This is a genomic window from Shimia marina, from assembly GCF_001458175.1.
GTDB classification, from domain to species: Bacteria; Pseudomonadota; Alphaproteobacteria; order Rhodobacterales; family Rhodobacteraceae; genus Shimia; species Shimia marina.
The window spans coordinates 551,124-573,783 of sequence record NZ_CYPW01000006.1 but is presented as its reverse complement, the minus strand read 5'-3'; the positions used below and the strand labels follow the sequence as shown (position 1 = coordinate 573,783).

General features: G+C 56.2%; 24 protein-coding genes. 14 read left to right on the top strand and 10 right to left on the bottom strand.

From position 1 onward, the window contains the following. Positions 1-50: 50 nt before the first annotated feature. Both SHM7688_RS04630 and SHM7688_RS04625 read right to left on the bottom strand, forming a co-directional pair. Positions 51-731: an ABC transporter ATP-binding protein gene (locus tag SHM7688_RS04630; RefSeq protein WP_058238801.1), complete on the bottom strand. Its 681-nt coding sequence runs from the start codon at positions 729-731 to the stop codon at positions 51-53. Positions 732-743: 12 nt separating this feature from the next. Continuing rightward, positions 744-1,799, bottom strand: coding sequence for a KpsE/RkpR family capsule polysaccharide export protein (locus SHM7688_RS04625; protein ID WP_223229153.1), 1,056 nt, complete (start codon positions 1,797-1,799; stop codon positions 744-746). Positions 1,800-2,235: 436 nt separating this feature from the next. Between SHM7688_RS04625 and SHM7688_RS04620 the strand changes: the two genes are divergently transcribed. Then, positions 2,236-3,150: an ABC transporter permease gene (locus tag SHM7688_RS04620; RefSeq protein ID WP_223229154.1), complete on the top strand. Its 915-nt coding sequence runs from the start codon at positions 2,236-2,238 to the stop codon at positions 3,148-3,150. A gap of 3 nt (positions 3,151-3,153) precedes the next feature. Here the strand turns inward: SHM7688_RS04620 and SHM7688_RS04615 are convergent, their stop codons facing one another. Further along, positions 3,154-4,128: a glycosyltransferase gene (locus SHM7688_RS04615; RefSeq protein WP_058238800.1), complete on the bottom strand. Its 975-nt coding sequence runs from the start codon at positions 4,126-4,128 to the stop codon at positions 3,154-3,156. A gap of 137 nt (positions 4,129-4,265) precedes the next feature. Between SHM7688_RS04615 and rfbC the strand changes: the two genes are divergently transcribed. The 5 genes from rfbC (at position 4,266) to SHM7688_RS04590 (ending at position 8,483) form a co-directional block, all read left to right on the top strand. Further along, complete coding sequence (gene rfbC / locus SHM7688_RS04610; RefSeq protein WP_058238799.1) at positions 4,266-4,835, top strand: dTDP-4-dehydrorhamnose 3,5-epimerase; 570 nt, start codon at positions 4,266-4,268, stop codon at positions 4,833-4,835. Continuing rightward, the gene (gene rfbB / locus SHM7688_RS04605; protein WP_058238798.1) at positions 4,832-5,896 is read left to right on the top strand and encodes a dTDP-glucose 4,6-dehydratase; all 1,065 of its coding nucleotides are present in this window, start codon (positions 4,832-4,834) and stop codon (positions 5,894-5,896) included. Before rfbC ends, rfbB begins: the two co-directional genes overlap by 4 nt. A gap of 223 nt (positions 5,897-6,119) precedes the next feature. Then, positions 6,120-6,986, top strand: a complete 867-nt coding sequence (gene rfbD / locus SHM7688_RS04600) for a dTDP-4-dehydrorhamnose reductase (RefSeq protein ID WP_058238797.1) — start codon at positions 6,120-6,122, stop codon at positions 6,984-6,986. Next, positions 6,983-7,858 (top strand): glucose-1-phosphate thymidylyltransferase RfbA, encoded by an 876-nt coding sequence (gene rfbA / locus SHM7688_RS04595; protein ID WP_058238796.1) that lies wholly within the window; start codon positions 6,983-6,985, stop codon positions 7,856-7,858. Before rfbD ends, rfbA begins: the two co-directional genes overlap by 4 nt. A gap of 88 nt (positions 7,859-7,946) precedes the next feature. Further along, entirely contained in the window at positions 7,947-8,483 is a 537-nt protein-coding gene (locus SHM7688_RS04590; protein WP_058238795.1) for an NUDIX hydrolase, read from the top strand. On the opposite strand, the gene SHM7688_RS04585 is transcribed toward SHM7688_RS04590, so the two are convergent. From SHM7688_RS04585 to hslO, 3 genes are read right to left on the bottom strand one after another with little or no spacing between them, the layout of a single operon-like run. Continuing rightward, positions 8,480-9,643 (bottom strand): CCA tRNA nucleotidyltransferase, encoded by a 1,164-nt coding sequence (locus SHM7688_RS04585; RefSeq protein ID WP_058238794.1) that lies wholly within the window; start codon positions 9,641-9,643, stop codon positions 8,480-8,482. The genes SHM7688_RS04590 and SHM7688_RS04585 overlap by 4 nt on opposite strands. Further along, positions 9,640-10,248, bottom strand: a complete 609-nt coding sequence (locus tag SHM7688_RS04580) for a CoA pyrophosphatase (RefSeq protein WP_058238793.1) — start codon at positions 10,246-10,248, stop codon at positions 9,640-9,642. Before SHM7688_RS04580 ends, SHM7688_RS04585 begins: the two co-directional genes overlap by 4 nt. Continuing rightward, positions 10,232-11,236, bottom strand: a complete 1,005-nt coding sequence (hslO, locus tag SHM7688_RS04575) for an Hsp33 family molecular chaperone HslO (RefSeq protein WP_058238792.1) — start codon at positions 11,234-11,236, stop codon at positions 10,232-10,234. The genes SHM7688_RS04580 and hslO overlap by 17 nt, the downstream gene beginning before the upstream one ends. 78 nt (positions 11,237-11,314) lie before the next feature. Here hslO and SHM7688_RS04570 point away from each other — a divergent pair, with 78 nt between their 5' ends. Further along, positions 11,315-11,752, top strand: coding sequence for an NUDIX hydrolase (locus tag SHM7688_RS04570; RefSeq protein ID WP_058238791.1), 438 nt, complete (start codon positions 11,315-11,317; stop codon positions 11,750-11,752). Between the two features lie 21 nt (positions 11,753-11,773). Here the strand turns inward: SHM7688_RS04570 and SHM7688_RS04565 are convergent, their stop codons facing one another. Continuing rightward, positions 11,774-13,060 carry a PP2C family protein-serine/threonine phosphatase gene (locus SHM7688_RS04565; protein WP_083498915.1) on the bottom strand — a complete coding sequence of 429 codons (1,287 nt, stop codon included), beginning with the start codon at positions 13,058-13,060 and terminating at the stop codon, positions 11,774-11,776. A gap of 145 nt (positions 13,061-13,205) precedes the next feature. Between SHM7688_RS04565 and SHM7688_RS04560 the strand changes: the two genes are divergently transcribed. Further along, entirely contained in the window at positions 13,206-13,529 is a 324-nt protein-coding gene (locus SHM7688_RS04560; RefSeq protein WP_058238790.1) for an Hpt domain-containing protein, read from the top strand. A gap of 94 nt (positions 13,530-13,623) precedes the next feature. On the opposite strand, the gene ilvA is transcribed toward SHM7688_RS04560, so the two are convergent. The 3 genes from ilvA to SHM7688_RS04545 all read right to left on the bottom strand — a co-directional run bounded on the left by ilvA (position 13,624) and on the right by SHM7688_RS04545 (position 16,502). After that, a complete protein-coding gene (gene ilvA / locus SHM7688_RS04555; RefSeq protein WP_058238789.1) occupies positions 13,624-14,862 on the bottom strand; it encodes a threonine ammonia-lyase IlvA in 1,239 nt (412 codons plus the stop codon). Between the two features lie 51 nt (positions 14,863-14,913). Beyond that, positions 14,914-15,654, bottom strand: coding sequence for a hypothetical protein (locus SHM7688_RS04550; RefSeq protein WP_058238788.1), 741 nt, complete (start codon positions 15,652-15,654; stop codon positions 14,914-14,916). A gap of 107 nt (positions 15,655-15,761) precedes the next feature. Next, entirely contained in the window at positions 15,762-16,502 is a 741-nt protein-coding gene (locus SHM7688_RS04545; RefSeq protein ID WP_058238787.1) for a hypothetical protein, read from the bottom strand. Positions 16,503-16,652: 150 nt separating this feature from the next. On the opposite strand from SHM7688_RS04545, the gene SHM7688_RS04540 reads away from it, so the two are divergent. The 6 genes from SHM7688_RS04540 to msrA all read left to right on the top strand — a co-directional run bounded on the left by SHM7688_RS04540 (position 16,653) and on the right by msrA (position 22,655). Further along, positions 16,653-17,879 carry an argininosuccinate synthase gene (locus SHM7688_RS04540; RefSeq protein WP_058238786.1) on the top strand — a complete coding sequence of 409 codons (1,227 nt, stop codon included), beginning with the start codon at positions 16,653-16,655 and terminating at the stop codon, positions 17,877-17,879. A gap of 178 nt (positions 17,880-18,057) precedes the next feature. Further along, entirely contained in the window at positions 18,058-19,725 is a 1,668-nt protein-coding gene (locus SHM7688_RS04535) for a mechanosensitive ion channel family protein (protein WP_223229155.1), read from the top strand. A 108-nt stretch (positions 19,726-19,833) separates the two neighbouring features. Beyond that, on the top strand, positions 19,834-20,115 hold the full coding sequence (locus SHM7688_RS04530) for an SCP2 sterol-binding domain-containing protein (RefSeq protein WP_058238785.1): 282 nt from the start codon (positions 19,834-19,836) through the stop codon (positions 20,113-20,115). A gap of 221 nt (positions 20,116-20,336) precedes the next feature. Continuing rightward, complete coding sequence (locus tag SHM7688_RS04525) at positions 20,337-21,224, top strand: NAD-dependent epimerase/dehydratase family protein (protein WP_158500667.1); 888 nt, start codon at positions 20,337-20,339, stop codon at positions 21,222-21,224. Continuing rightward, positions 21,221-21,868, top strand: a complete 648-nt coding sequence (locus SHM7688_RS04520) for a sugar transferase (protein WP_058238783.1) — start codon at positions 21,221-21,223, stop codon at positions 21,866-21,868. The genes SHM7688_RS04525 and SHM7688_RS04520 overlap by 4 nt, the downstream gene beginning before the upstream one ends. Positions 21,869-21,977: 109 nt before the next feature. Next, on the top strand, positions 21,978-22,655 hold the full coding sequence (gene msrA / locus SHM7688_RS04515) for a peptide-methionine (S)-S-oxide reductase MsrA (RefSeq protein WP_058239008.1): 678 nt from the start codon (positions 21,978-21,980) through the stop codon (positions 22,653-22,655). Positions 22,656-22,660 lie beyond the last annotated feature (5 nt).

Below are 22,660 nucleotides of genomic sequence, written 5' to 3'. Positions count from 1 at the left end.
CACTGAGGTTTCAAATAGCCCGAAACACCACCACACAGTCCCCTAGGTCTTTAACGCCCCTTAAATCCGGCGCGCGCCTGTTTCACCAGGTCGAGGTGCACGTCAATCGCCTCCTCTACATCTTCAAAATACTGCAACTGTCCGTTGTTCAGCACGAGGCCACGATCACAAAACTGGCGGACCTGCCCCATTTCATGACTGACCATAATGGCGCTAGAGTGTTTCATACGCTCGACAAACACCTCCCGGCTTTTGGCCCGAAACGCCGCATCCCCAACGGCAGTGACCTCATCGACCAGATAGGTATCAAACTGAATTCCCATCGATGCCCCAAAGGTCAAACGCGATCGCATGCCCGATGAATAGGTCCGCACCGGCATGTGAAACTGTCCACCCAGCTCGGCGAAGTCATCAACAAATTCCACCAGAGTATCCGTGTCCACACCGTAAATACGCGCAATGAATCGCACATTTTGCGCGCCGGTAAGTTCTCCATGAAACGAGCCACCAAAACCCACAGGCCAGGAAATGGACCCATCGCTCACGACACGCCCAGATGTTGGCCGCAGTGTCCCTGCTATGATTTGCAGAAGCGTGGATTTGCCCGCACCATTGCGGCCCAGAAGCGCCAGAGCACATCCGCTAGGCAACTCCATATTCAAGTCGTCGATCACAATGTTCCTAACGCCACGCACGTCGAAGCTTTTGGAAAGATGTTCAAACCTCAGCATGTTTCACATCTCTCAGCTGCGATCACGAATGGCATAGTAAACCAATGCCATGACACCCCAACTCAGAGTGAGGAACAGAGCTACAAGCGCGACGATAACGGCACGACGCGGATATTCACTGGTCTCTGCCATGGTGGGTTGGATGTAAGTCGCAAGGTACCGGCTCTGGCGTTCTGCTTTGGCACGCGCCACGTCAACGGCCCCAAGCGCGGCGCGGTAGGTCTCTTCTGAGAACTCACGATCCACAACCAAACCCTCATATTCTGCAATCAGATCAGGGTAGTCTTCCTCACCGGCCCCCGTTTCAATGGACGCGGATGCAAAAGCCTCGCGCTCAAGCTTGATCCGCTGCTGAATGACTTCAATGCGACGTTGGGCCTGCACCAAACGCGGATCCGTCACCTTGGCTGTCTGACGTACCAGATCATATTCGATGAGCGCCTCTGCGAGCTGCTGTTGCAGATTGTTGAGCACGCCCATGCGGCCTTCGATATCGGTATCCGGATCAACGATGCGGGTCCGCGTACGGAACGCATTGATGGCTTCACGCGCCTGTTTCAAACGCTCAACAGCTTCATCAAGATCACGCCGCGCATAGCGCATGGCATCTTCGCGCGCCTGATTGTTGAGAGCATTGATCATCAACTGACTTTCATCGACAATCACAGAGGCAATTGCATGGGCCGTCTCCGGATCAAATGCGAGCACCTGCAGCTCAATCAGACCGGAGCTGCTGTTGTAGGAAATTTTGACGATCCGCTGCCAGAACCATTCGAGATCTTCAATGCTGGCATCTGGCCAAAGGGAGAACACCGGGTCCGTTTCCCAATACATAGAATAGTGTTCGCGTAAACCGACCCTTTCCTCGACACTGCGCACCATGCTCTGGCTCAGAATAAACTCATAGAGGATATCACCATCGCGCGAGCTTGACGTGCTGGCAATTTGCGCAAGCCCGCCCAAAAGTTCCTGCGCCCCTGCGGATTCTTCCTGACGCACGGTGAAACCTGTCACCGAGCTATATTGATCTTCTGCAATGCCCCAAAGGTAGTAAACCGTTACAGCCAAAGGCAGGAAAACCAATAAGAAAAAAGAAACTATCAACCCAAAGTGACGCCGCTTCAACCCAGCCGCTTCGGCGTATGGGTAGGACTTTGCCTGTTCTTTTTGCTTGGGCTGCTCTACCTTTTGAGGCGTGACTACCTGAGAAGCCGCTTGTTGTTTTTTGGCCCATTGTCCCTGTTTGGCCTGACCTGAGTGCTGCCCCTGCGGCCTCGGCTTGTTTGCACCAGCTTGTTGAGGCTTCTGTGCATTTTGGGCCGGCTTTTGCCAAGTCTGTTTTGCGGTATGCGGGTTTTGACCACCCTGTTGCTTGGAAGTTGCATTCGGTCGCGATACTGCACCGTCTGATTTTTCATCGGTTTGAAGGCGCTCAGGGTTAGAGGCTCCTTCGACCCCTTGTGCAGCGCGCTTTTGCTCTTTGCCTTTGGACCCGTCTGCCATTATGTGCTTTCTAAAGAATGACTATTCAAATTTATGTACGTTACTTACATACTGCATTTTCCAGATGCCAGCACAGGAATGTTTTCACATGCCCGCTGACCAAGCCCAATCCCTGTCTCAGGTGCAAAAACCCGCTCAAGGCGTAAAACGCAGCTTTGCATCTTTTCGCGCCATTTCCGCTCTGATTCTGCGTGAAATGTCGACGCGCTATGGAAGGTCACCAGGCGGATATGTTTGGGCGATCATGGAACCTTTGGGCGGTATTCTGCTTCTCTCACTCGGATTTTCTCTGGTGATGCGCACCCCGGCTCTGGGCAACAGTTTTCTGCTTTTCTACGCCACGGGTGTGCTGCCATTTAGCCTTTATAATATGCTTTCCGGAAATGTGATGCGCAGCCTTTTTTTTTCCAAAGCGCTGCTCCAATATCCAGCGGTCACTTGGGCCGATGCGATCATCGCCCGTTTCATACTGACTGCTCTGACCCAACTCATGGTCATGTTTATTCTGGTTGCGGGCATTCTTTTGGTAACAAAAACCCGCGTGATCTTGGAATTTAACCCCATTGTCGTATCAGTCCTGCTGTCGATGTTGCTAGGAACAGGCGTTGGGGTGCTCAACTGTGCAATTTTTGGGCTGTTTCCCGTTTGGGCGCAAGTCTGGAGCATCTTGAATCGACCGCTTTTCATTGCATCCGGGATTTTCTTTCTCATCGATGATCTGCCCCCCGTGGTTCAGGATATTCTGTGGTGGAACCCGGTTGCCCATGTCGTGTCGCTCATGCGGACGGGTTTCTATCCCACATACCGAACCGAATTTGTAAACATCACATTTGTTTTAACCGTTGGCATTGTCACATTGTTCTTGGGTATTGTTTTGGTGAAGCGCTATCACCGTGATATCCTCAACAGCAGATAACCGTCATTTCTGTGATGCCCAGCGCAGCACCTGATCATGTTCCACATTGGTATGTTTGCGCAGCCCGTCTTTCACAGCCTGCCACATCAGGCGCAGAAAAATGCGTCTCTCGCCACCATGCGCGCGGATTTTAAGAAACCACTTGGGCAGAATAATCAGCAGCACAGGCCAAAACATCCAGCCTGCTGCGAGCCGATAGAGCAGCATTAAGTTACGATGATAGTAATAGACTTTCCACAGAGGCCGGAAGCGGCCCCGTTGGCCGGCGAATGTAGAGCAATCGTGTTCGAATTGAACGGAGGGTTCAAAGCCAATTCGGCCCCCAACGTTGGTGAGCCCAAGAGTATAGAGTCCATCATCTCCGTACAGAAACAAATCTGGGTCGGGATATCCAATTTTTTCAACGGCTTGCCGGGAAATGAAAAATCCTACAAAAGAGGTTACATCAATCGGTTGCCCGTGATCTGAGGCATAATCTTCGGCCCGCAGATGAAAGCCACCGCGTCCTCCCCGCAAAGTGCGGATAAACTCAGCACGATGCCAGAAAGGATTGCGCGATGGGCGGTTCATTTCGCAAATCTCGCCAGATGGAAAAAACACTGCAGAGGCGATTCCATCCCATTTTGACAGATCCAGCCGATGGAAGGCCGCGAAAGCTCCAGGTCTGGGACGCCCGTCGTCATCCATCACAACAAGCCAATCCGGATCACAGTCTTGCATCGCCCTACGCATGCCGGCCTCAAAGCCACCCGCACCGCCGCCGTTTTTATTCAGACGTTCTATATAAACTCTTGGATCAGAGACTGTTTCAAGCCATTCCTGCGTGCCATCGTTGGAGGCATTGTCTGCTACGACAATCGCAGAAAGATGCTCCGCAGGGGACTCCAGAAGTCGTGCAATCGTAATCTTAAGCTGTTCCAGCCTGTTGTATGTCACAACCACTGCGACGAGGCGCAATCTGTGCGTTTCATCTGTCATAAGGGAGCTCCGCAGAGACGCTCTCCATAGAGAAGCCTCTAAAATCAATCAAACGTATATCTAATTAAACTTTGTAAAAAGTGACAAAAACTCAGTCTCTTGATAGATTTACGCAAACCTACAGGAGAAGTGCAAGCATGCATGTTGAGGAGACCGCGATTGCCGGTTTGAAAGTGCTCACACCACGGCGCTTTGGGGATTCACGTGGTTTTTTTTCCGAAAGCTGGAACAAAAAGACTTTGTCAGATCACGGCATTGATCTGGAGTTTGTGCAAGACAACCATTCTCTCTCTGCAAAAGCTGGCACGGTGCGGGGCCTGCACTTTCAGGCGCCCCCACATGCACAGGCCAAGTTGGTGCGCTGCGGACGGGGGGCATTGTTGGATGTGGCTGTCGATATTCGCGTGAACTCTCCGACCTATGGGCGCTGGTTTGGGGTGGAATTGAGCGCTCAGAACGGGCGGCAGATTTTGATACCGGCGGGCTTTGCGCATGGATTTGTCACTTTGGTGGAAGACACTGAAATCATTTATAAATGCACCGATTACTACGCGCCGGACTGTGATCGATCGCTACGGTTTGATGATCCTGATCTTACCATCGACTGGGGTCTGCGCCGCGAAGAGGCCATCCTATCGGAAAAGGATGCCATGGCACCGGCGCTTTCAGACATCAAAAGCCCATTTGAATGGGGAGTAAGCTATTGAAATTACTAGTGACAGGCGGAGCCGGCTTCATTGGATCCGCCGTGGTACGACTGGCCATTGCACGCGGCCATGAGGTGATCAATCTGGATGCGCTGACCTATGCCGCCTGTCTGGAAAACCTGCGCAGTGTGGATCAGGATCCAAAGTATCACTTCATCGAAGGTAATATTTGTGATTCAGCCTTATTAGAGACTGTTTTTTCCAAATATGAACCAGATGCTGTGATGCATCTGGCGGCGGAGAGTCATGTCGACCGTTCCATTGATGGGCCCGGCGCTTTTGTGCAAACCAATGTGATCGGCACCTATCATTTGCTTCAGGCGGCACGTGGCTATTGGGAGCAGAAAAACCGCCCTAACACGTTCAGATTTCACCACATTTCCACAGATGAGGTCTATGGATCCCTAGGCGCAGAAGGGCAGTTTACCGAAGAGACGCCTTATGCGCCAAACAGCCCTTATTCGGCTTCCAAAGCCTCCTCGGATCATATGGTCCGTGCCTGGGGGGAAACATATGGCCTGCCCTATGTGCTGACCAACTGTTCAAACAACTATGGCCCCTATCATTTTCCTGAGAAACTGATCCCGGTGGTGATCCTTAATGCATTGGCAGAAAAGGATATTCCTGTTTACGGGCAAGGGTTGAATGTGCGGGATTGGCTTTATGTCGAAGACCACGCCGATGCGCTTTTGACCGTACTGCAGAAGGGAGACATCGGTCGCACGTATAATATTGGCGGCGAGAATGAGGCGCGCAATATTGATCTGGTGAAAATGATCTGTGCCATATTGGATCGGTTGCGGCCTCAAAATAGATCCTATTCCAGCCTAATTCGCTTTGTTGAGGATCGCCCCGGCCATGATCTGCGCTATGCGATTGATCCGAGCCGGATGCGCAACGAGTTGGGCTGGCGCCCCTCTGTGACGCTTGAGGAAGGGCTTGAAAAAACCGTGCAGTGGTATCTGGACAATGAAGACTGGTGGCAACCTCTGTTGCAGCGCAGCGGCGTTGGCACCCGTCTTGGCGTTGGCGGAGCCAGTGCCCCAAAGCCCGCGCGTTAAGATATCGACTCAGGCAAAATCACGCATCGGTAAGGCGTCGGTATTCCAACGGTATTGCGTCGGTGGAAAAACGCCCATGTTGATAAGCGCCCAATCGTTACCCCATCCTGCGCAGGTTTAAGGCAAAATAAACACTTTATGCAGGGCCTTGGGATGGCGCGCGGCGCAGATTGCACTCTTGCGACAAGGCGCTACTGTCTTGGAAACACAAAAGGTGAGGCGCATGAAACTACTGGTCTTCGGTCACAGCGGACAGGTGGCACAGGCATTGCGCGCGCGCGCCTCAGGCAATCTCACCATTGAAACCCTGCCCCGTGCGCAGGCGGATCTGACACAGCCCGGCGCCTGTGCCGCGCTGATTGCACAGAGTGATGCGGATGCGGTGATCAATGCCGCCGCCTATACCGCCGTGGATCAGGCGGAACATGAGCTGGCGCTGGCGGTGCAGATCAATGGGCGCGCGCCGGGGGAGATGGCAGAGACCACAGCGCAAAAGGGGATCCCGTTTCTGCATATCTCATCCGATTATGTTTTTGACGGAACGGGGCACAGCCCGTGGCAGGAAACGGCACAAACCGGACCGATCAATGCCTATGGACGCAGCAAGCTGGCCGGTGAAGAGGCCGTGCGCAAGGCGGGTGGGCAGCATGCGATCCTGCGCACCTCCTGGGTGTTTTCCGAAACCGGCGCAAATTTTGTGAAGACCATGCTGCGCCTGTCACAAACGCGGGACGCGCTCACCATCGTGGGGGATCAGGTGGGCGGGCCAACCGCCGCAAGCGATATTGCCGCGGCGCTGATCACGATGGCGACGCAGATGTGTGGCACGCCTGCGCTGCGCGGCACCTATCACTATGCCGGGGGACCAAGCGTAAGCTGGGCCGGGTTTGCCCGCGAGATTTTCGCCAAAGCTGCGCGCCCGGTCACGGTGACGGAAATTCCTTCGACAGAGTATCCCACACCGGCAAAACGCCCGCTGAATTCCCGGCTGGATTGTGCCAAGATAGAGACAGATTTTAAGATTACGCCTCCAGATTGGGGGGCAGAATTGGATCGTGTGATCCCATTATTGTTGAAAGAGATGACATGAGCGCACGTAAAGGCATTATTCTGGCCGGCGGCACGGGCACGCGGCTGTTTCCGATCACCATTGGCGTCTCCAAACAGCTTGTGCCGATTTATGACAAGCCAATGATATATTACCCGCTGAGCGTTTTGATGCTGGCCGGTATTCGCGACATTGCGGTGATCACCACGCCGCAAGATCAGGATCAGTTTCAGCGCACCTTGGGGGATGGCAGCCAATGGGGGCTGTCGCTGACCTATATTGAACAGCCCAGCCCCGATGGGTTGGCGCAGGCCTATATTCTGGCCGAAGAGTTTCTGAACGGGGCGCCCAGCGCCATGGTTCTGGGGGACAATATCTTCTTTGGGCATGGGTTGCCCACGCAATTGGCCACGGCGGATACCCGCACGGAGGGCGGCACGGTGTTTGGCTATCGCGTGGCCGATCCGGAACGCTATGGGGTGGTGGATTTTGCCGAGGATGGCAGCGTGCGCCATATTGTTGAAAAGCCCAGCAAAGCGCCCTCACCTTATGCGGTGACCGGGCTTTATTTTCTGGATGGCACCGCGCCAGAGCGCGCGCGGCAGGTCACGCCCAGTGCGCGCGGCGAGCTTGAAATCACCGCGCTCTTGGAGATGTACCTGAAAGACGGCGCGTTACATGTGGAGCAGATGGGGCGCGGCTATGCCTGGCTGGACACGGGCACCCATGGCTCACTGCTGGATGCGGGGAATTTTGTGCGCACCCTGTCTGAACGTCAGGGGCAGCAGGTGGGCTGTCCGGAGGAGATCGCCTGGGCGCAGGGCTGGATCAGTGATGCGCAATTGCGCGCCCGTGCGGAAGCTTTTGGCAAAAACAATTATGGTGCCTATCTGCACGCCCTGCTGGAGCCGTGAGCGCCATTGACAGAACGCTGTGACAGGCGGCATCTGAAAGCTGAGGCGCGTGAGGTTTTGCGCCATGATATTTGAGAGATGCCTTTAGATGACTTGGAAAATCCTGTCCTCCCAGCAGTTGATGAAACGCCCGCCGTTTCTGGAGATTGAACAGCAACAGGTGGAGGTGCGCCCGGGCCAGATCGTGGATGATTTCTATCAGGTGCATCTGATGGATTTTGCTTTGGTGATCCCGTTTCTGGAAGATGGCCGCGTCGAAGTGATCCGCCAGTACAAACATGGGCCACGGCGTGAGGTTCTGGGATTTCCTGCCGGACATGTGGATCCGGGCGAAGAGCCGGGGCCAGCGGCGACGCGGGAATTGCTGGAGGAGACCGGCCTTGCGCCTGCGCAGATGCGGCATCTGGGATCATATGTGGATCACGGCAATGCGCGGGTCTGTCAGGGGCATTATTATGTGGCGCAGGGCTGTCGCCGGGCGGCGCGGCCTGATCCCGGCGATCTGGAAGACTTTGCCTATGAAACACTGACGCCGCAGGAGATCGACGCGGCGATCAAAGCTGGGGATTTTGGTGTGATGCACCATGTGGCGGCCTGGGGCCTGTGGAAGATCCACAACAGCTAAAGCTGGTCACTTGCCGCCAGAAGCTCGGCTTTGCTTAGGGTGAACTCTGAAGCAATCCATTGGGCCTCAAGCGCCTTGAGCGCCTTACCCAGTGCAGCCCCCTGAAAACGGTCCATCAGATCGGCCGGACGGATGGGAAAACTGGCTGCGCTGCCCTGTTGCGCCGCAGCGAGCGCGTCTGGCATCAGGGGCAGTTCCAGCATGGCGGCCCGCAGCAACAGAATAGACGCTGCGGTGTCATGGCCATGTCTGTAGCCGAGCGCGCCGGGGGTGTCGGTGCTTTCCACGCCTGCGTGCAGCAGGTCGCGCTGACGGGCGGCTTTCTTGGACAGGCGCAGGGCTTCGGACAGGTCCGCACCGCCCAGTGCGGTCAGACGGCAGATGGGATCGGGGAGCAGGCCAATACTACTTTCCAAATGCACCAGAGGCGCAAGCGCGCGATCATCGGCGCCGGGCAGAAGGTTTCCCAAGACACCGGTGCTGCGCATTGCGGCCACGGCGGGGGCCGGATCGGGCGCACCCAGCAGCTTCATCATTTCGCTGCCCACCCGCTCTTTGGACAGGGACGCCAGACCGTCGGTATTGGCGGCAATCGCCGCCAGCGCCTCAGGATCCATGCCCTCAGCGGGGTCGCCATAATGGGCATGAAAACGGAAGTAGCGCAGGATGCGCAGGTAGTCTTCGCGGATGCGGTCTTCGGCATTATCAATAAAGCGCAGGCGCCGTGCCTTAAGATCAGACAACCCGCCGAGCGGATCCACCACTGTGCCATCCGCGCGGGCATACAGCGCGTTCATGGTGAAATCGCGGCGGTGGGCATCATCTTCGACATGATCGGAGAAAGCCACCACAGCGCGGCGGCCATCGGTTTCTACATCGCGGCGGAAAGTGGTGATCTCATGCGGGATGTCCTTGGCCACGACGGTGACAGTGCCATGTTCAATGCCGGTGGGAATGGCGTTGAGCCCGGCGGCTTTGGCAAGTTCCATCACCCGTTCCGGGCGCGCATCGGTGGAGATGTCGATGTCATTGACCGGCACGTGCATAAGCGCGTTGCGCACGCAGCCGCCCACCAGAAGCGCCTGATGCCCATGCGTCTCTAACATGGCACAAACCGCCTGAGTTGGAGCCGCAGTCAGCCAATCACCGGAAACTTTCATTGACCTGCCACCCGTTCTGCGAAACCGCGCAGAATGCGCGCGGTGGCCCCCCAGATGTAATAGGGGCCAAAGGGCACCGTGTAATAGTGGCGTCGTTGTCCCTGCCAGCGGCGAGATTGCACAGAAAAACGCGCCGGATCGGTCACATGAGACAGCGGGACAGTAAAGACCTCTTCGACCTCACCGGGTTCCGGGATCACGTCAAATGTGTCTCTAACAAGGCCCAAAACCGGTGTCACAAGGAAACTGGTGACCGTTTCATGGGTGGGCAGAGTGCCGAGCACTTCGACGTTTTCGGAGGGCAGACCAATCTCTTCGCGCGCCTCACGCAGAGCGGCGGCGATGACATCTGCATCCGCCTCATCCTGTTTGCCACCGGGAAAGGCGATCTGACCCGGATGGTGTTTGAGATGGCTGGACCGTTTGGTGAGGATCACCTGCGGGATGCCCGCTTTGATCTCTATGGGCACAAGCACGCCAGCGGGGCGCAGCTTGCGACCTTTGGGCAGAACCACATCAGGATTGAGATCAAAATCAGAAGAGGCCGCGCTGTCGCGTGACAGCGCGGCCTTAAGGAGGTGACGCGGATCAGACGCCTGCGGCATCTGAGCTGCGATCTTTGGGCGGCATGCCAACCGTGGTTGGATCCATATCGTAATGGGCACCACAGAACTGACAATCGGCGGTGACGCGGCCCTCTGGCGTGGTCATTTTCTCAATGTCGCGCGCCGAGTAGATCGAGAGCGACTGGCGCACACGTTCCTCTGAGCAGGTGCAACCAAATTTCACCGACTGCGCATCATAGACACGCGGCTCTTCCTCGTGGAACAGGCGCACCAGAAGATCGGTTGGCGGCACGGAGGGCCCAATCATTTCCAGATCTTCGACCGTGTCGAGCAGGATGTTGGCGCGATTCCAGTTCTCTGCGTCATCTTCATTGACCACATCTTTGGCCAGAAGATAGCCGCTTTCGCCGCTGCCCCCTTCCCCAGAGATCTCAGGGCTGGCCTTGGGCATATGTTGCAACATGATGCCGCCGGCGCGCCAATGTTCACCAACGCCGGGCTCAATCGACTTGCCAAACTTCAGCGAAAAGCGCGTCGCCAGCTGTTCAGATTGCGCAAAATAAGCCTCAGCGGAGGCCTGAAGTGACCCACCCACAAGACCGGAGATGCCCTGATAGGGTTTCATGCCATCACCTTGGTCGATCAGCAGCGCAAAATAGCCATTGCCAAGCTGCTCAAAGGGGGTGCCCTCGGTCAGGCGCTCTTCGTCAAAGCTTGCATAGGCGCGGATGCGGGCGATCTCACCCTCATTCTGCGGCGCATAGTAATCGGTGGCGATCATGCGCACAGGCCCGTTGGTCTGCACCTGAAGCGACAGCTTCCAGCGCAGGCTGATGGTTTGCCCGATCAGCGCGGTCAGAAGGGCCATTTCTGCGACCAGTGCCTCGACCTTTTCCGGGTAGGCATGCTGTTTGAGGACGCCGGAGAGCACGCCATCAAGACGGGCCACGCGCCCGCGAATATCAGATTTGTCCAGCTGGAACGGCAGCACTGTGTCGTCCCAGGCAATTTTGCTTTCAGCTTTCATGGGGTTTCCTTATCGGCCTTCCCTTGCCATACCGCGACTATATAGGGCCAGCAAGGGCGACAAAAAGGGGTTTCACATATGATACCACGTTTCGGCACGCCGCCGGAGAGAAACAAGCGCTATAAGCTGCGGGCCGGGGCCTATGCGATTTTGCTGCGCGGTGATCAGATGCTGGTGACCCATCAGGCTGCACCAACCCCGGAATTCCAACTTCCCGGTGGAGGCATTGATCCGGGGGAAAGCCCGGTGGTTGCCCTGATGCGGGAGGTGTTTGAGGAGACCGGATACCGGATTTCAAAGCCGCGCCGACTGGGTGCCTTTCGCCGGTTTACCTATATGCCGGACTATGACCTTTGGGCAGAAAAGCTCTGTGCCATTTATCTGGCCACACCAACGCTACGCATTGGCCCACCCAGCGAGCCGGGGCATAAAGCGGTCTGGATGGATGTTGAGATGGCGGTGGCGCAGCTGGGCAATGCCGGGGATCGCCATTTTGCCGCCCGTTTCCTACGTTAAGTCCACGCAGCGAAAAGCGATTTAATCTTTGTATTCCATCAGGATACCAGACACGTCATCTGGGAATCCTTTGCCGCCGGAAAATTCATCCAGTTTCCAGACCATCGCCTGTAGCGTGCTTTCCAGATCGTGCTGATAGAGCCCTTTCAACAGGGTTTCCAAGCCGGTTTCCCCCAACATGCCGGTGCCCATATCCGGGCATTCGGTGACCCCGTCAGAAAGCAGGAACAGACGATCACCGGGATTGAGCTTCAGCGTAAACTGCGCAAACTCGCCCCCCGGAATGAGCCCCACCGGAAGACCGCCCGGACCGTCCTGTTCGATGGTGCCATCAGCACGCTGCACCACAGGATGCGGGTGCCCGGCCTGACAGAGGATGACCTCACCGGTTTGCAGATTCACATCCGCAAGCAGCATGGTGAAATAATGTTCGGTCTCCATCTCATCGAGGATGATTTCATTAAGACGCGCCACCACCTGTTCCGGGGGATGGTGGGTGTGGGTGCCATCGGGCAGCACCTGAATGGCAATATTGTTTTCCGGAGAGCTGCCGGACAGATAGCCCGCCAGACGCGCAGTGATCAGAGCAGAGCTGATTCCGTGTCCAGAAACGTCGATGGCATAGAGCCCAATCCGGGTTTCTGAAATTTTGTAATGGCCCACCAGATCGCCGCCGACATGGCCGGAGGATTGCAGCAGCAAAGAGACCGCTGCGTGATCGAAAGTGCGGAACCGCTCAGGCACAAGAGACTGCTGCAGCTTTTTGGCGGCAAGCAGGTCATTATCAAGCGAATCATACAGACGCTGAAGCTCATCGAGCGTTTCAGAAATCATCTTGTTCTTGTCGGTCAGCTCCCGCTGCATGCGCAGAATACGCTCGGCGGCGGAAATCCGGGCGCGCAGCTCATAGCCGTTGACCGGCTTGGTCAGGAAGTCATCGGCACCGGCATCAAAGCCCTGTGCCACTTCCGTCTTTTCACTCTTGGACGTGAGGAGGATGAAATAGCCGTAGGCTTCGGTCTTCAACTCGCGGAACGCACGGCAGAACTCAAGACCGGACATGCCGGGCATCATCCAGTCAGACAGGATCAGATCCGGCGGATCTTCGCGACAGATATCCAAGGCTTCCTGCCCTGAGGCGGCTTCGATCACATCATAGCCGTCGCGTTTGAGAGACAGGCTGAGAATGCGCCGCTGTACGCGGCTGTCATCCACGAGAAGCACACGTTTGATCACCCCGGCTTCAGGGGCGCCAGTTTCAGCGGATTGAACAGACGTGGAAGACAAAACTTCGGAGCCTTTACACATGGTTTTCACTTATTGACACAGATACCTACAATCTTGCTACTTAACATGCCGTCAAAAGTAAAAATGAGATAGTTCAAATTCTATCAGATAGGATTTGTTAACACTTTTTTGCCAATGTGGGCCGCGGAATAGTGAGGAAGTACCCATGATTGACTGGGATAGAGTAGACGAGCTGCGTGAAGAAATTGGCTCTGAAGACTTCGGGGAAGTCGTCGACCTCTTCTTGGACGAGGTAGAAGAAGTGATTGATCGCCTGCGCGATGGTCCCAAAATGGAGGATCTGGAAGCGGATCTGCACTTTCTGAAGGGCGGTGCGCTCAACCTCGGATTCCGTGCGTTTTCGCAATTGTGCCAGGCCGGCGAAGCGGCGGCGGCGGCAGGTAAGGCCGACACCGTCGATGTGGATGCGATTCTGGATGCCTTTGCCGAAAGCAAGGACGTGTTTGCACAGAAGCTCGCAGCTGCCTGACAGCACTCATCCCTGCCAGTCTTTTGTCGCCATGCATGACCTTGGGCCTGCGTGGTGTTTTGCAATACGCATAGGATCGCCCGAAGGCAGAGGCCTACAAAACAAACTGCCCGAGCGTTTCATCATTGGTGATGTCGGTGAACGTCATCCCCGCAGCGGCGATACGTTCAAAAAGCGCTTCGAAGTTCTCAGGTTTTGAGGTCTCGATCCCAATCAGCACCGACCCGAAGTTGCGGGCGGATTTCTTGAGATACTCAAAGCGGGCGATGTCATCTTCGGGACCAAGCGTTTCCAGAAAATCGCGCAGCGCGCCGGGGCGTTGTGGCATGCGCAGGATGAAGTATTTCTTCACACCGGAATAGCGCTGTGCGCGTTCTTTCACCTCTGGCAGGCGTTCAAAATCAAAGTTGCCGCCGGAGGTCACGCAGACCACGGTTTTGCCCCTGATCTGATCCGCCACATCGGTGAGCACGTCCACCGCCAGCGCGCCTGCGGGTTCCAGAACGATGCCCTCCACATTGAGCATTTCCAACATGGTGGCACAGATACGATCCTCGGGGGCGGCGAGCACATGCGCAGGGTCCATGGTCGCAAGGCGGGCGAAGGTCTTGTCGCCAATGCGCGCCACTGCAGCGCCATCCACAAAGCTGTCGACATGGGCCAGCGTGACCGGATGCGTGGCATCCAGCGCCGCGGCGAGGCTCATACCGCCTTCAGGTTCCACCAAGGTGTAATCCGTCGTCGCGCCAAAATAACTGTAGATGCCGGAGGAGAGCCCACCGCCGCCTACGGGGAGGATGATGTGGTCGGGCGCGCGGCCCAGCTGGGCTTCGATTTCCACCGCAACAGACGCCTGACCTTCGATCACATCCTCATCGTCAAAGGGGGACAGGAAGGCGGCGCCTGCCTCGGCACAATAGCTCTGCGCGGCGGCCAGCGTGTCGTCAAAATAGTCTCCAACAAGGCGGATTTCGACGTTCTCACCACCAAAGACCTGTGTCTTGAAAATCTTCTGCTGCGGCGTGGTGACCGGCATGAAGATCACCCCCTGCACATCAAAGTGCTTGCACATAAAGGCCACGCCCTGTGCGTGATTGCCGGCGCTGGCGCAGACAAAAATCCGTTGATCTGGATCGGTGGCGCGGCATTTGCGCATGGCATTGAAGGCACCGCGCAGCTTGTAGGAGCGCACAGGCGTCAGGTCTTCGCGCTTGAGCCAGATGTCGGCACCAAAGCGGGCAGAGAGGTGGGCATTCAGCTGCAGAGGCGTGGCGGGAAAAACGCTGCGCATGGCGGCTTCGGCAGTGCGGGCACATTTACGAAATTCGCTCATGTGCCCTCAGTGGCCCAAGCCGCCGCTTTTGGCAAGGGGCGGTTGCCCGGATCAGTCGACAGAGCGGCCTTCGATGAAGTGGCCATGCAAGGTAGTCAGCACGCTGATATTGAGCAGAGTGGCCAACACAGCTGCGACAACTGAGAAGATCGCAGATAGCGGAGCAAACAGAAGGGTCGTCAAAGAGACGGGAAGCTGAAGCAGGATCTGGAACCCAATCAAAGACAGCAGAAGCAGCAGGAAACTGCCACCAAAGCCTTTTGTCGCCTCAAAGGCCTGTCCAATGGAAATCGGTGCGCCGATGGCAGCAGCAGGCAGCAGAATGGACAGGCGCATGTAGCTCACAATGAGAAGAAAATAGACCGGTAGACCGATCAGAATGGCAATGGGCAGGCTGACCTCTACAAAAGACACCAGAAGAACACCAACCGGTAAGCCCACAACGATAGCCAAAAGCGTAATCTTCAGCATTTGCCACCAGTAAGAAAAGATCCGCCCTATGTTGAAAGGGGGGATCCAGCCCTGCGGTATCTCCTCCAGAAGGACAAACCGGTGCCAGGCCACAATGCTCCATGTTGCAACGATCGCGTAGAAGATCATCACGGAAAAGATGGCCAGACCGATACCGGAACCAACGGGACCTGAGGCTTCGAGCCGATCTGCAAAGACTGCGATAAACGCAACGATGCCCAGAATGCCGACTATGGTTGGCACCAGAAAGATGCGCAGAACTTCGCGCCAGTTGCCAAAAATCATGCGCAGCGCATGTTTGAAAAGTTTCCAACCCAGCATAAAGACCTCTTTGGGATGTGTGTTATTGTAAATTATCGCCCTTGTGGCAGATTTACGCAGGCCAGAACAAGTCAGGTAAGCCCATACAAAAAAATGGTTTTACGACATCAGTCGAGGGAACGGCCTTCGACATAGTGGCCGTAGAGTGTGGTCAGGATGCTGACATTCAGCAAACCCCAAAATGCCACTCCCACAGCTAGGACCGGCATCTCAACATAGTCAGGTAAAACCGAAATGATTTGACCAATAAACTCCAGAAAAATCTGCAATATTCCAACCAATATCAACAATAGAAAAAGCGTCCATCCTGCGCCATTGGTCGCAGCGAGAGCTTCACGTATTCTCAATGGCTTACCCACTGCGGCCGCCGGAAGGATGATAGATACACTCAACCAGAGCACGGCAAGGAAACAATACAGTGGGGTTAACCCCCAAAAAACTTCTTTTCCGAAACCGGCTGAAAAAGACAGGAAAATGATCAATGCCAGAGGGATCATTACAACCAGGGTCAGCAACCACAAAATCACAACATTGCCCAAATACGACAGGACGCGTTGTTCATGAAAGGTTGGCACCCAGCTGCGTGGCAACTCCTCCAGCAACACGAATCTGTGCCAGTTGACCAGCGGCCAAAACAGCACGCACAAAAAAAGGAAAAAGCCCACCAGCCCAACCATTGTGACAAGAACACTTCCAAATCCGCTCTCTTGCAAAAAAGCCAAAATGAAGATGAAAACAGCCGTGAATGCCATTGTTGCCACGCTAGGCAAGAGAAAGATCTTTAACGCCTCCCTCCAATTGCCCGTGACCATGCGCAGCGCGTGTTTGAACAGCTTCCACCCCTGCATTCAGTACCTCTTAAAGATAGTATTTTTCCTCAATTTCACCCTCTTCTGACAGATCGCCCCCAACAAAAGCAAGCCTAGGCCCCCCGTCACCTTGCCCCGGAGGACAAAACCCGCTATCGCGCGAGCGTTATATGGACGAAGGGAAAAGACATGTCGGCTCCGAAGAAAGTTGTGCTGGCCTATTCCGGTGGCCTGGATACCTCGATCATCCTGAAATGGCTGCAAACCGAATATGGCTGTGAGGTGGTGACCTTCACCGCGGATCTGGGTCAGGGCGAAGAGCTTGAACCCGCCCGCAAGAAGGCAGAGCTGCTGGGCATCAAACCTGAGAACATCTATATTGAAGATGTCCGAGAAGAGTTTGTGCGCGACTTTGTGTTCCCGATGTTCCGCGCCAATGCGGTCTATGAAGGTCTCTACCTGCTGGGCACCTCGATTGCGCGTCCGCTGATCTCCAAACGTCTGATTGAGATCGCAGAAGCGACCGGTGCCGATGCTGTTGCCCACGGGGCCACCGGCAAAGGCAACGATCAGGTGCGCTTTGAGCTGGCGGCCTATGCGCTGAACCCGGACATCAAAGTGATCGCGCCTTGGCGTGAGTGGGATCTGAGCTCCCGCACCAAGCTGATCGACTTTGCCGAGCAGCATCAAATCCCGATTGCCAAAGACAAACGTGGCGAGGCGCCTTTCTCTGTGGATGCCAATCTGCTGCACACCTCCTCTGAGGGCAAAGTGCTGGAAGATCCAGCCGTGGCGGCACCGGATTACGTCTATCAGCGCACCGTGCATCCTGAAGACGCGCCCAATGAGCCTGAGTTCATCGAGATCGGCTTTGAAAAAGGCGACGCGGTCAGCATCAATGGCGAGGCGATGAGCCCGGCCACCATCCTGACCAAGCTGAACGAATATGGCGGCAAACACGGCATTGGCCGTCTGGACCTCGTGGAAGGCCGGTTTGTGGGCATGAAATCCCGCGGCATCTATGAAACGCCGGGCGGCACTGTGCTGCTTGAGGCGCATCGTGGCATTGAATCCATCACCATGGATCGGGGCGCAATGCACCTGAAAGATGAGCTGATGCCGAAATATGCAGAGCTGATCTACAACGGTTTCTGGTACAGCCCAGAGCGGGAAATGCTGCAGGCGGCGATCGACAAGAGCCAAGAGCATGTCACCGGCACCGTGCGCGTGAAACTCTATAAAGGCAGCGCCACCACCGTGGGCCGCTGGTCTGAGTATTCGCTCTATTCCGAGGAACATGTGACCTTTGAAGATGATGCGGGTGCCTATGATCAGAAAGACGCCGCAGGCTTCATCCAGCTGCAGGCGCTGCGTCTGAAGCTGATCGCGATGCGCAACAAACGCACTGACAGCTGATCCTGCTCTGATCTGAGAGATTTGGCCTCGCCCTTTTGGGCGGGGCTTTTTTATGCGCTGGTCAGCGATCTGAGTGGATCCTCCAGAAATCTCTTTGAGAATGGGTCATCGCGCGACTAGGCTTTTCAAAAGACACAATAAGACGCGACTTCCAAAGACGCCGGGGAGGGCTGCTGGGATGGGGACGATCACCACTTGGGTCATCAAGGGGATGTCGACGGCAGCCTGTGTGCTGCTGTTCGTGATAACGGCCTGGGCGCAGGAGCAGGAGCCGCTTCCAGCCGAAGACACGCCAAAGACACTTGATGAAGAGATCTTTGTGCAGACCATCGAAGTGGATGGGGAGCCGCTGTTTGCGGTGCGGGGCTCCACGGCGCTGCCGGCTGAGGAACGGGCCGCGCTTGTGGCCAAACGGATTGTCGATATTGCCACGCGAAGTGAAGCCAAAGACGTGGTGATGCGCATTGAGCGCAGCGAGCTGGGGCAATCCATTTTTGCCGACAACACCATGGTATCTGTCACAACTCAGGCGGATGCCGTCTTTGAGAAGATGGACGTGGATGTGCTGGCGACGTTGCATGCCGAAGCCATCAAGGCGGCCATTCTGGCGTATCGGGCCAACCGCACGGATGAGGCATTTTCCCACAGCACTCTGACGGCGCTTCTGTGGAGTGGGATCTTTGCGCTCTATTGTATTGTGCTGCTTTGGCTGCGCAAACGGGTGCCCCAGTTTGTGGCCGGTATCGTGGAACAGCGCACACGGGTGATTCAGGAAGCCACCAAAGACATTGTTCAGAGCCGCGCCGTGTCTGATATTGCGAAGTTTGTGATCAGATTGCTGGTGGATGTGACCCTGTTTGCGGGCTTTTACTACTATCTGTCTTTTGTGCTGCACTCCTTTCCAAACACGCGCCCTGTGGCAGAGCTCTTGCTGCGCTATGTGACAGGGCCAATCCTGGGACTGTTGAAAGGGTTTGTCAGTTTTCTGCCCAATCTGATCACGCTGGCGATCATTGCCGCAATCACCCGCTGGATGATCAAAGGGGTCTATCTCTTTTTTGAAAGTGTAGATCAGGGGGTTGTGGAGCTTAAATCCTTTGAGCGGCACTGGATCTGGCCCACCTATAATCTGATCCGTGGCACGCTGATCCTGACGGCGGCTGTGATTGGGTTTCCCTATATTCCCGGATCAGATTCCGCCGCTTTTCAGGGTCTGACCATTCTTGTGGGTGTGATGGTCTCTCTGGGTTCAAACTCGGTGATCTCAAACGTGTTGGCCGGGCTGTTTGTGCTCTACAAACGCTCCATGAACATCGGGGATCGCATTCGGGTGGGGGAGTACTATGGCGATGTGATGCAGATCAAGCTGATGGAGACCTACCTTAAGTCGGTCAAAAACGAGCTGATCTCGATCCCGAATGCGACGCTGCTGTCCTCAGAAGTGATCAACTATTCCAGCAAAATTGATGGTAAGGGGCTGCTTTTGCACACCACGGTGGGCATTGGCTATGAGGAACCCCGCAAAAAGGTGGAGGCCATGCTGGTGGAAGCGGCGCGGCGCACCAAGGGCCTGAAAAACACTCCCGCACCTTTTGTGCTGGTGACCGGATTGCTGGATTTTGCGGTGAACTATCAGATCAATGCTTTCACAACACGCGGGTCTTATCTGCCACTGCTGCTGAGTGATCTGCATAAGAACATCACCGATGTGTTCAATGAAAACGGTGTCCAGATCATGACGCCCCATTATGAGAGCGACACAGCAGAGCTTAAGATATCAGACGAAGACTGGGATGAGCCATTGGCGCACGAACGGATACAGCAGGATGAGCGCCAGGACGGCTGACCGCGTTTGAGGCAAAAGGTAATACTCTTGTAACGACCGCCACGTAACCCTTGCGGCGACGCAGATTCTGCGATCCATTTTTGGCAGATACAGTTTAGGGGACATACGATGCTTGCAGAGATTACAGAAAAGATGGCGGATGCACTGAAAACGCGCAATTTTGACGGCTCGTTGAAGTTTGATTGCGGCGATGCTGGTGTGATCGTTCTGGCCGAGGGGACCGCCTCGCAGGAAGATCGCGACACCGATTGCACCGTGGCGATTTCCGAAGCCAATCTGGTGAAACTGCTGGCGGGGGATCTGAAACCGACCACCGCGTTGATGCTGGGCAAGCTAAAAGTCTCCGGTGATATGGGCACCGCGATGAAACTGGGTCAGCTGCTGAGCTAACCCTCGCCCCTGTGTTTTGGTGGCGGCTCAGACAGCCCGCCGAAGTGTATGAAAGCCCGCAGCCTCCCGCTCGCGGGCTTTTTGTTGGCCATAAATGACGCGGATTTTTGCGCGATGGTCCCCTTTTTCCGATGCTTCGGACGATTGTGGGCGGTAAGGATCAGCCGCAGTTGACAGAGGGCGCGATGCGCGGGCTAACTGCGAAAAATAGATTGGGTTTTATGACTTTGACTTCCGAAACTTGCACAGAGCCAGCCAACGACGAAAGGGCGCGGACCCTGCTGATCCTTGGGGCAAACGGCAAGTTGGGGCGACTGATGCGGGCGGCCTGTGCGCGTATACCGGAGCTGCAGGCAGGATGGCGGATCATTTGGGCCGCACGCCGCGAGGGTGCCGGAATTGATCTGGTTGTGCCCAATGGCGTATTGCCGACGGGTTTTCCCCAAGCCGATGCCGTTCTGGCGCTTTGGGGCGTGGTGCCCGGACAGGGCAATCTTGAGGACAACACCCTGCTGGCACAGCGCGCGCTGGAGGTGGCGCGCGCCTCTGGGGCGCAGCGGGTGCTGCATTGCTCCAGCAGCGCGGTGTACGGCCCCGGGCGCGATTGTGATGAGCAGGCCGCGCTGACCCCTGTGAACGCCTATGGTCTGGCAAAAATTGCGATGGAAGAGCACATTCTGGCGCAGAAACAAGCGGACGCCGAGTGGCCAGAGAGCTGCCTTTTGCGGATCGCAAATGTGGTGGGCGCGGACAGTCTGTTTGCGGCCATGACGCGCGGGGGTCCTGTGACACTGGATGCCTTTGAGGTCGGCCAGAGCCCAGTGCGCAGCTATGCCACGCCTGAGATCCTCTGGCAGGCTGTCTGTGCGGCGCTGTCAGCAGAAAGACTGCCAGAGGTGCTGAATGTGGCGGCGGCCAATCCGGTGGCGATGCACCAGCTGCTGGAGGCGGCGCAGCATCGCTTTGTCTGGCAACCCGCGCCGTTCACGGCGGTGGCAGAAGTTTCCATGAATGTGACGCGCCTGCAGCGGCTGACCGGGCGGCGGTTAACTGTGCCCCCTGAAGAGATGATCCGACAGTGGCAGATGTTGTGTGAGGAAGAGGTATGATCAGACAGGACACCACATTTGGGCGGCGCATGATGGATTTGGGCTGGGTGCTGCTGCTTCTGGTGGTGTTATGGCCGCTGATGCTCGTGATCGCCGCGCTGATCCTGATCCGGGACGGCTGGCCAATTTTCTATGTTTCTGAACGCATGCGCAGCCCGACGCAGGGCTTTATGCTCCTGAAATTTCGCAGCATGTCCAATGTGGACAGCGACAGCGGCGTGTCAGGTGGCGACAAGGCACATCGCATCACCAAGACCGGCTATTTCATGCGCCGCTATCGGCTTGATGAGCTGCCGCAGCTTTTCAATATCCTGAAAGGCGACATCAGCTTTGTGGGCCCACGCCCGCCGCTGCGCCGCTATGTGGAGCGGTTTCCCGCGCTCTATGGTGAGGTACTGAAAGAGCGCCCCGGTGTGACCGGGCTGGCCACATTGATCTATCATCGCACCGAAGAGCGGCTTTTGGCGGATTGTGCAACCCCGGCAGAGACCGAGGCGGTGTATGAGCGCCGCTGCGTGCCACGCAAGGCGCGGCTGGATCTGATCTATGCGCGCCGCCGCACGCTCTGTTCCGATCAAAGGCTGACAGTGGCCACCGTGTTTCGCCGCCTGCCACCGGTCTATCGCAAGCGCGGGCATCGGTAAGGCGCAAGCTCACTGCGCTTCACCATGGCGTGACAAGTGGTTTCATGGGATTGAGCCGCACCATTTTGGCGCGCAAGCTGATGCGTGAAGGAGAGATCCCATGAAACGCATGAAAAGACTGACCGTGACAAAACTGCAAAATCTGAAATCCGTGGCGCTGTTTGTGCTGATCCTGTTGGGAGGGCTGGCGGAAGGCCAGCGGGCCGAAGCTGCCGGACAAGAGAACCTTGTGGTGGCTGGCGGCTGTTTCTGGTGCGTGGAAAGCGATTTTGAAAGCGTGCCCGGGGTGATTGAAGCCGTATCCGGCTTTACCGGGGGCAGCGCCAAAAACCCGACCTACAAACAGGTCACCAGCGGCGGATCCGGCCATTATGAGGCGGTGCAGATCACCTTTGATCCGGCGCAGGTCAGCCGGGGGCAATTGCTGGACATGTTTTTCCGCTCGGTAGACCCTACCGATGCGGGCGGGCAGTTCTGTGATCGCGGAGACAGCTATCGCACGGCGATTTTTGTGGAGGGTGCCGCACAGAAAGCCACCGCAGAGGCCGCAAAGGTGAAGGCGCAGGCGCAGTTGGGTCAGACCGTTGTGACCCCGATCCTCTCTGCCAAAACCTTTTACCCGGCGGAGGCCTATCATCAGGACTACTACAAAGGCAGCAAGATTGTGCTGACCCGCTTTGGCCCGAAACGCCAGAGCGAGGCCTATAAACGCTATCGCAAGGCCTGTGGGCGGGACGCACGGGTGCAGGAACTCTGGGGCAAAGACGCACCGTTTGTGGGGCATTGATCGCG

Excerpts from the sequence above, each read along its gene's own strand:
- SHM7688_RS04520 (WP_058238783.1), top strand. The coding sequence starts at position 21,221 with ATGATCAGACAGGACACCACATTTGGGCGGCGCATGATGGATTTGGGC.
- rfbD (WP_058238797.1), top strand. The coding sequence starts at position 6,120 with ATGAAACTACTGGTCTTCGGTCACAGCGGACAGGTGGCACAGGCATTG.
- SHM7688_RS04590 (WP_058238795.1), top strand. The coding sequence starts at position 7,947 with ATGACTTGGAAAATCCTGTCCTCCCAGCAGTTGATGAAACGCCCGCCG.
- SHM7688_RS04525 (WP_158500667.1), top strand. The coding sequence starts at position 20,337 with ATGACTTTGACTTCCGAAACTTGCACAGAGCCAGCCAACGACGAAAGG.
- SHM7688_RS04550 (WP_058238788.1), bottom strand. The coding sequence starts at position 15,654 with ATGCTGGGTTGGAAACTTTTCAAACATGCGCTGCGCATGATTTTTGGC.
- SHM7688_RS04585 (WP_058238794.1), bottom strand. The coding sequence starts at position 9,643 with ATGAAAGTTTCCGGTGATTGGCTGACTGCGGCTCCAACTCAGGCGGTT.
- rfbA (WP_058238796.1), top strand. The coding sequence starts at position 6,983 with ATGAGCGCACGTAAAGGCATTATTCTGGCCGGCGGCACGGGCACGCGG.
- hslO (WP_058238792.1), bottom strand. The coding sequence starts at position 11,236 with ATGAAAGCTGAAAGCAAAATTGCCTGGGACGACACAGTGCTGCCGTTC.
- rfbC (WP_058238799.1), top strand. The coding sequence starts at position 4,266 with ATGCATGTTGAGGAGACCGCGATTGCCGGTTTGAAAGTGCTCACACCA.
- SHM7688_RS04535 (WP_223229155.1), top strand. The coding sequence starts at position 18,058 with ATGGGGACGATCACCACTTGGGTCATCAAGGGGATGTCGACGGCAGCC.
- SHM7688_RS04530 (WP_058238785.1), top strand. The coding sequence starts at position 19,834 with ATGCTTGCAGAGATTACAGAAAAGATGGCGGATGCACTGAAAACGCGC.
- SHM7688_RS04630 (WP_058238801.1), bottom strand. The coding sequence starts at position 731 with ATGCTGAGGTTTGAACATCTTTCCAAAAGCTTCGACGTGCGTGGCGTT.
- SHM7688_RS04545 (WP_058238787.1), bottom strand. The coding sequence starts at position 16,502 with ATGCAGGGGTGGAAGCTGTTCAAACACGCGCTGCGCATGGTCACGGGC.
- SHM7688_RS04565 (WP_083498915.1), bottom strand. The coding sequence starts at position 13,060 with ATGTGTAAAGGCTCCGAAGTTTTGTCTTCCACGTCTGTTCAATCCGCT.
- SHM7688_RS04620 (WP_223229154.1), top strand. The coding sequence starts at position 2,236 with ATGTGCTTTCTAAAGAATGACTATTCAAATTTATGTACGTTACTTACA.
- msrA (WP_058239008.1), top strand. The coding sequence starts at position 21,978 with ATGAAAAGACTGACCGTGACAAAACTGCAAAATCTGAAATCCGTGGCG.
- ilvA (WP_058238789.1), bottom strand. The coding sequence starts at position 14,862 with ATGAGCGAATTTCGTAAATGTGCCCGCACTGCCGAAGCCGCCATGCGC.
- SHM7688_RS04570 (WP_058238791.1), top strand. The coding sequence starts at position 11,315 with ATGATACCACGTTTCGGCACGCCGCCGGAGAGAAACAAGCGCTATAAG.
- SHM7688_RS04615 (WP_058238800.1), bottom strand. The coding sequence starts at position 4,128 with ATGACAGATGAAACGCACAGATTGCGCCTCGTCGCAGTGGTTGTGACA.
- SHM7688_RS04560 (WP_058238790.1), top strand. The coding sequence starts at position 13,206 with ATGATTGACTGGGATAGAGTAGACGAGCTGCGTGAAGAAATTGGCTCT.
- SHM7688_RS04540 (WP_058238786.1), top strand. The coding sequence starts at position 16,653 with ATGTCGGCTCCGAAGAAAGTTGTGCTGGCCTATTCCGGTGGCCTGGAT.
- SHM7688_RS04580 (WP_058238793.1), bottom strand. The coding sequence starts at position 10,248 with ATGCCGCAGGCGTCTGATCCGCGTCACCTCCTTAAGGCCGCGCTGTCA.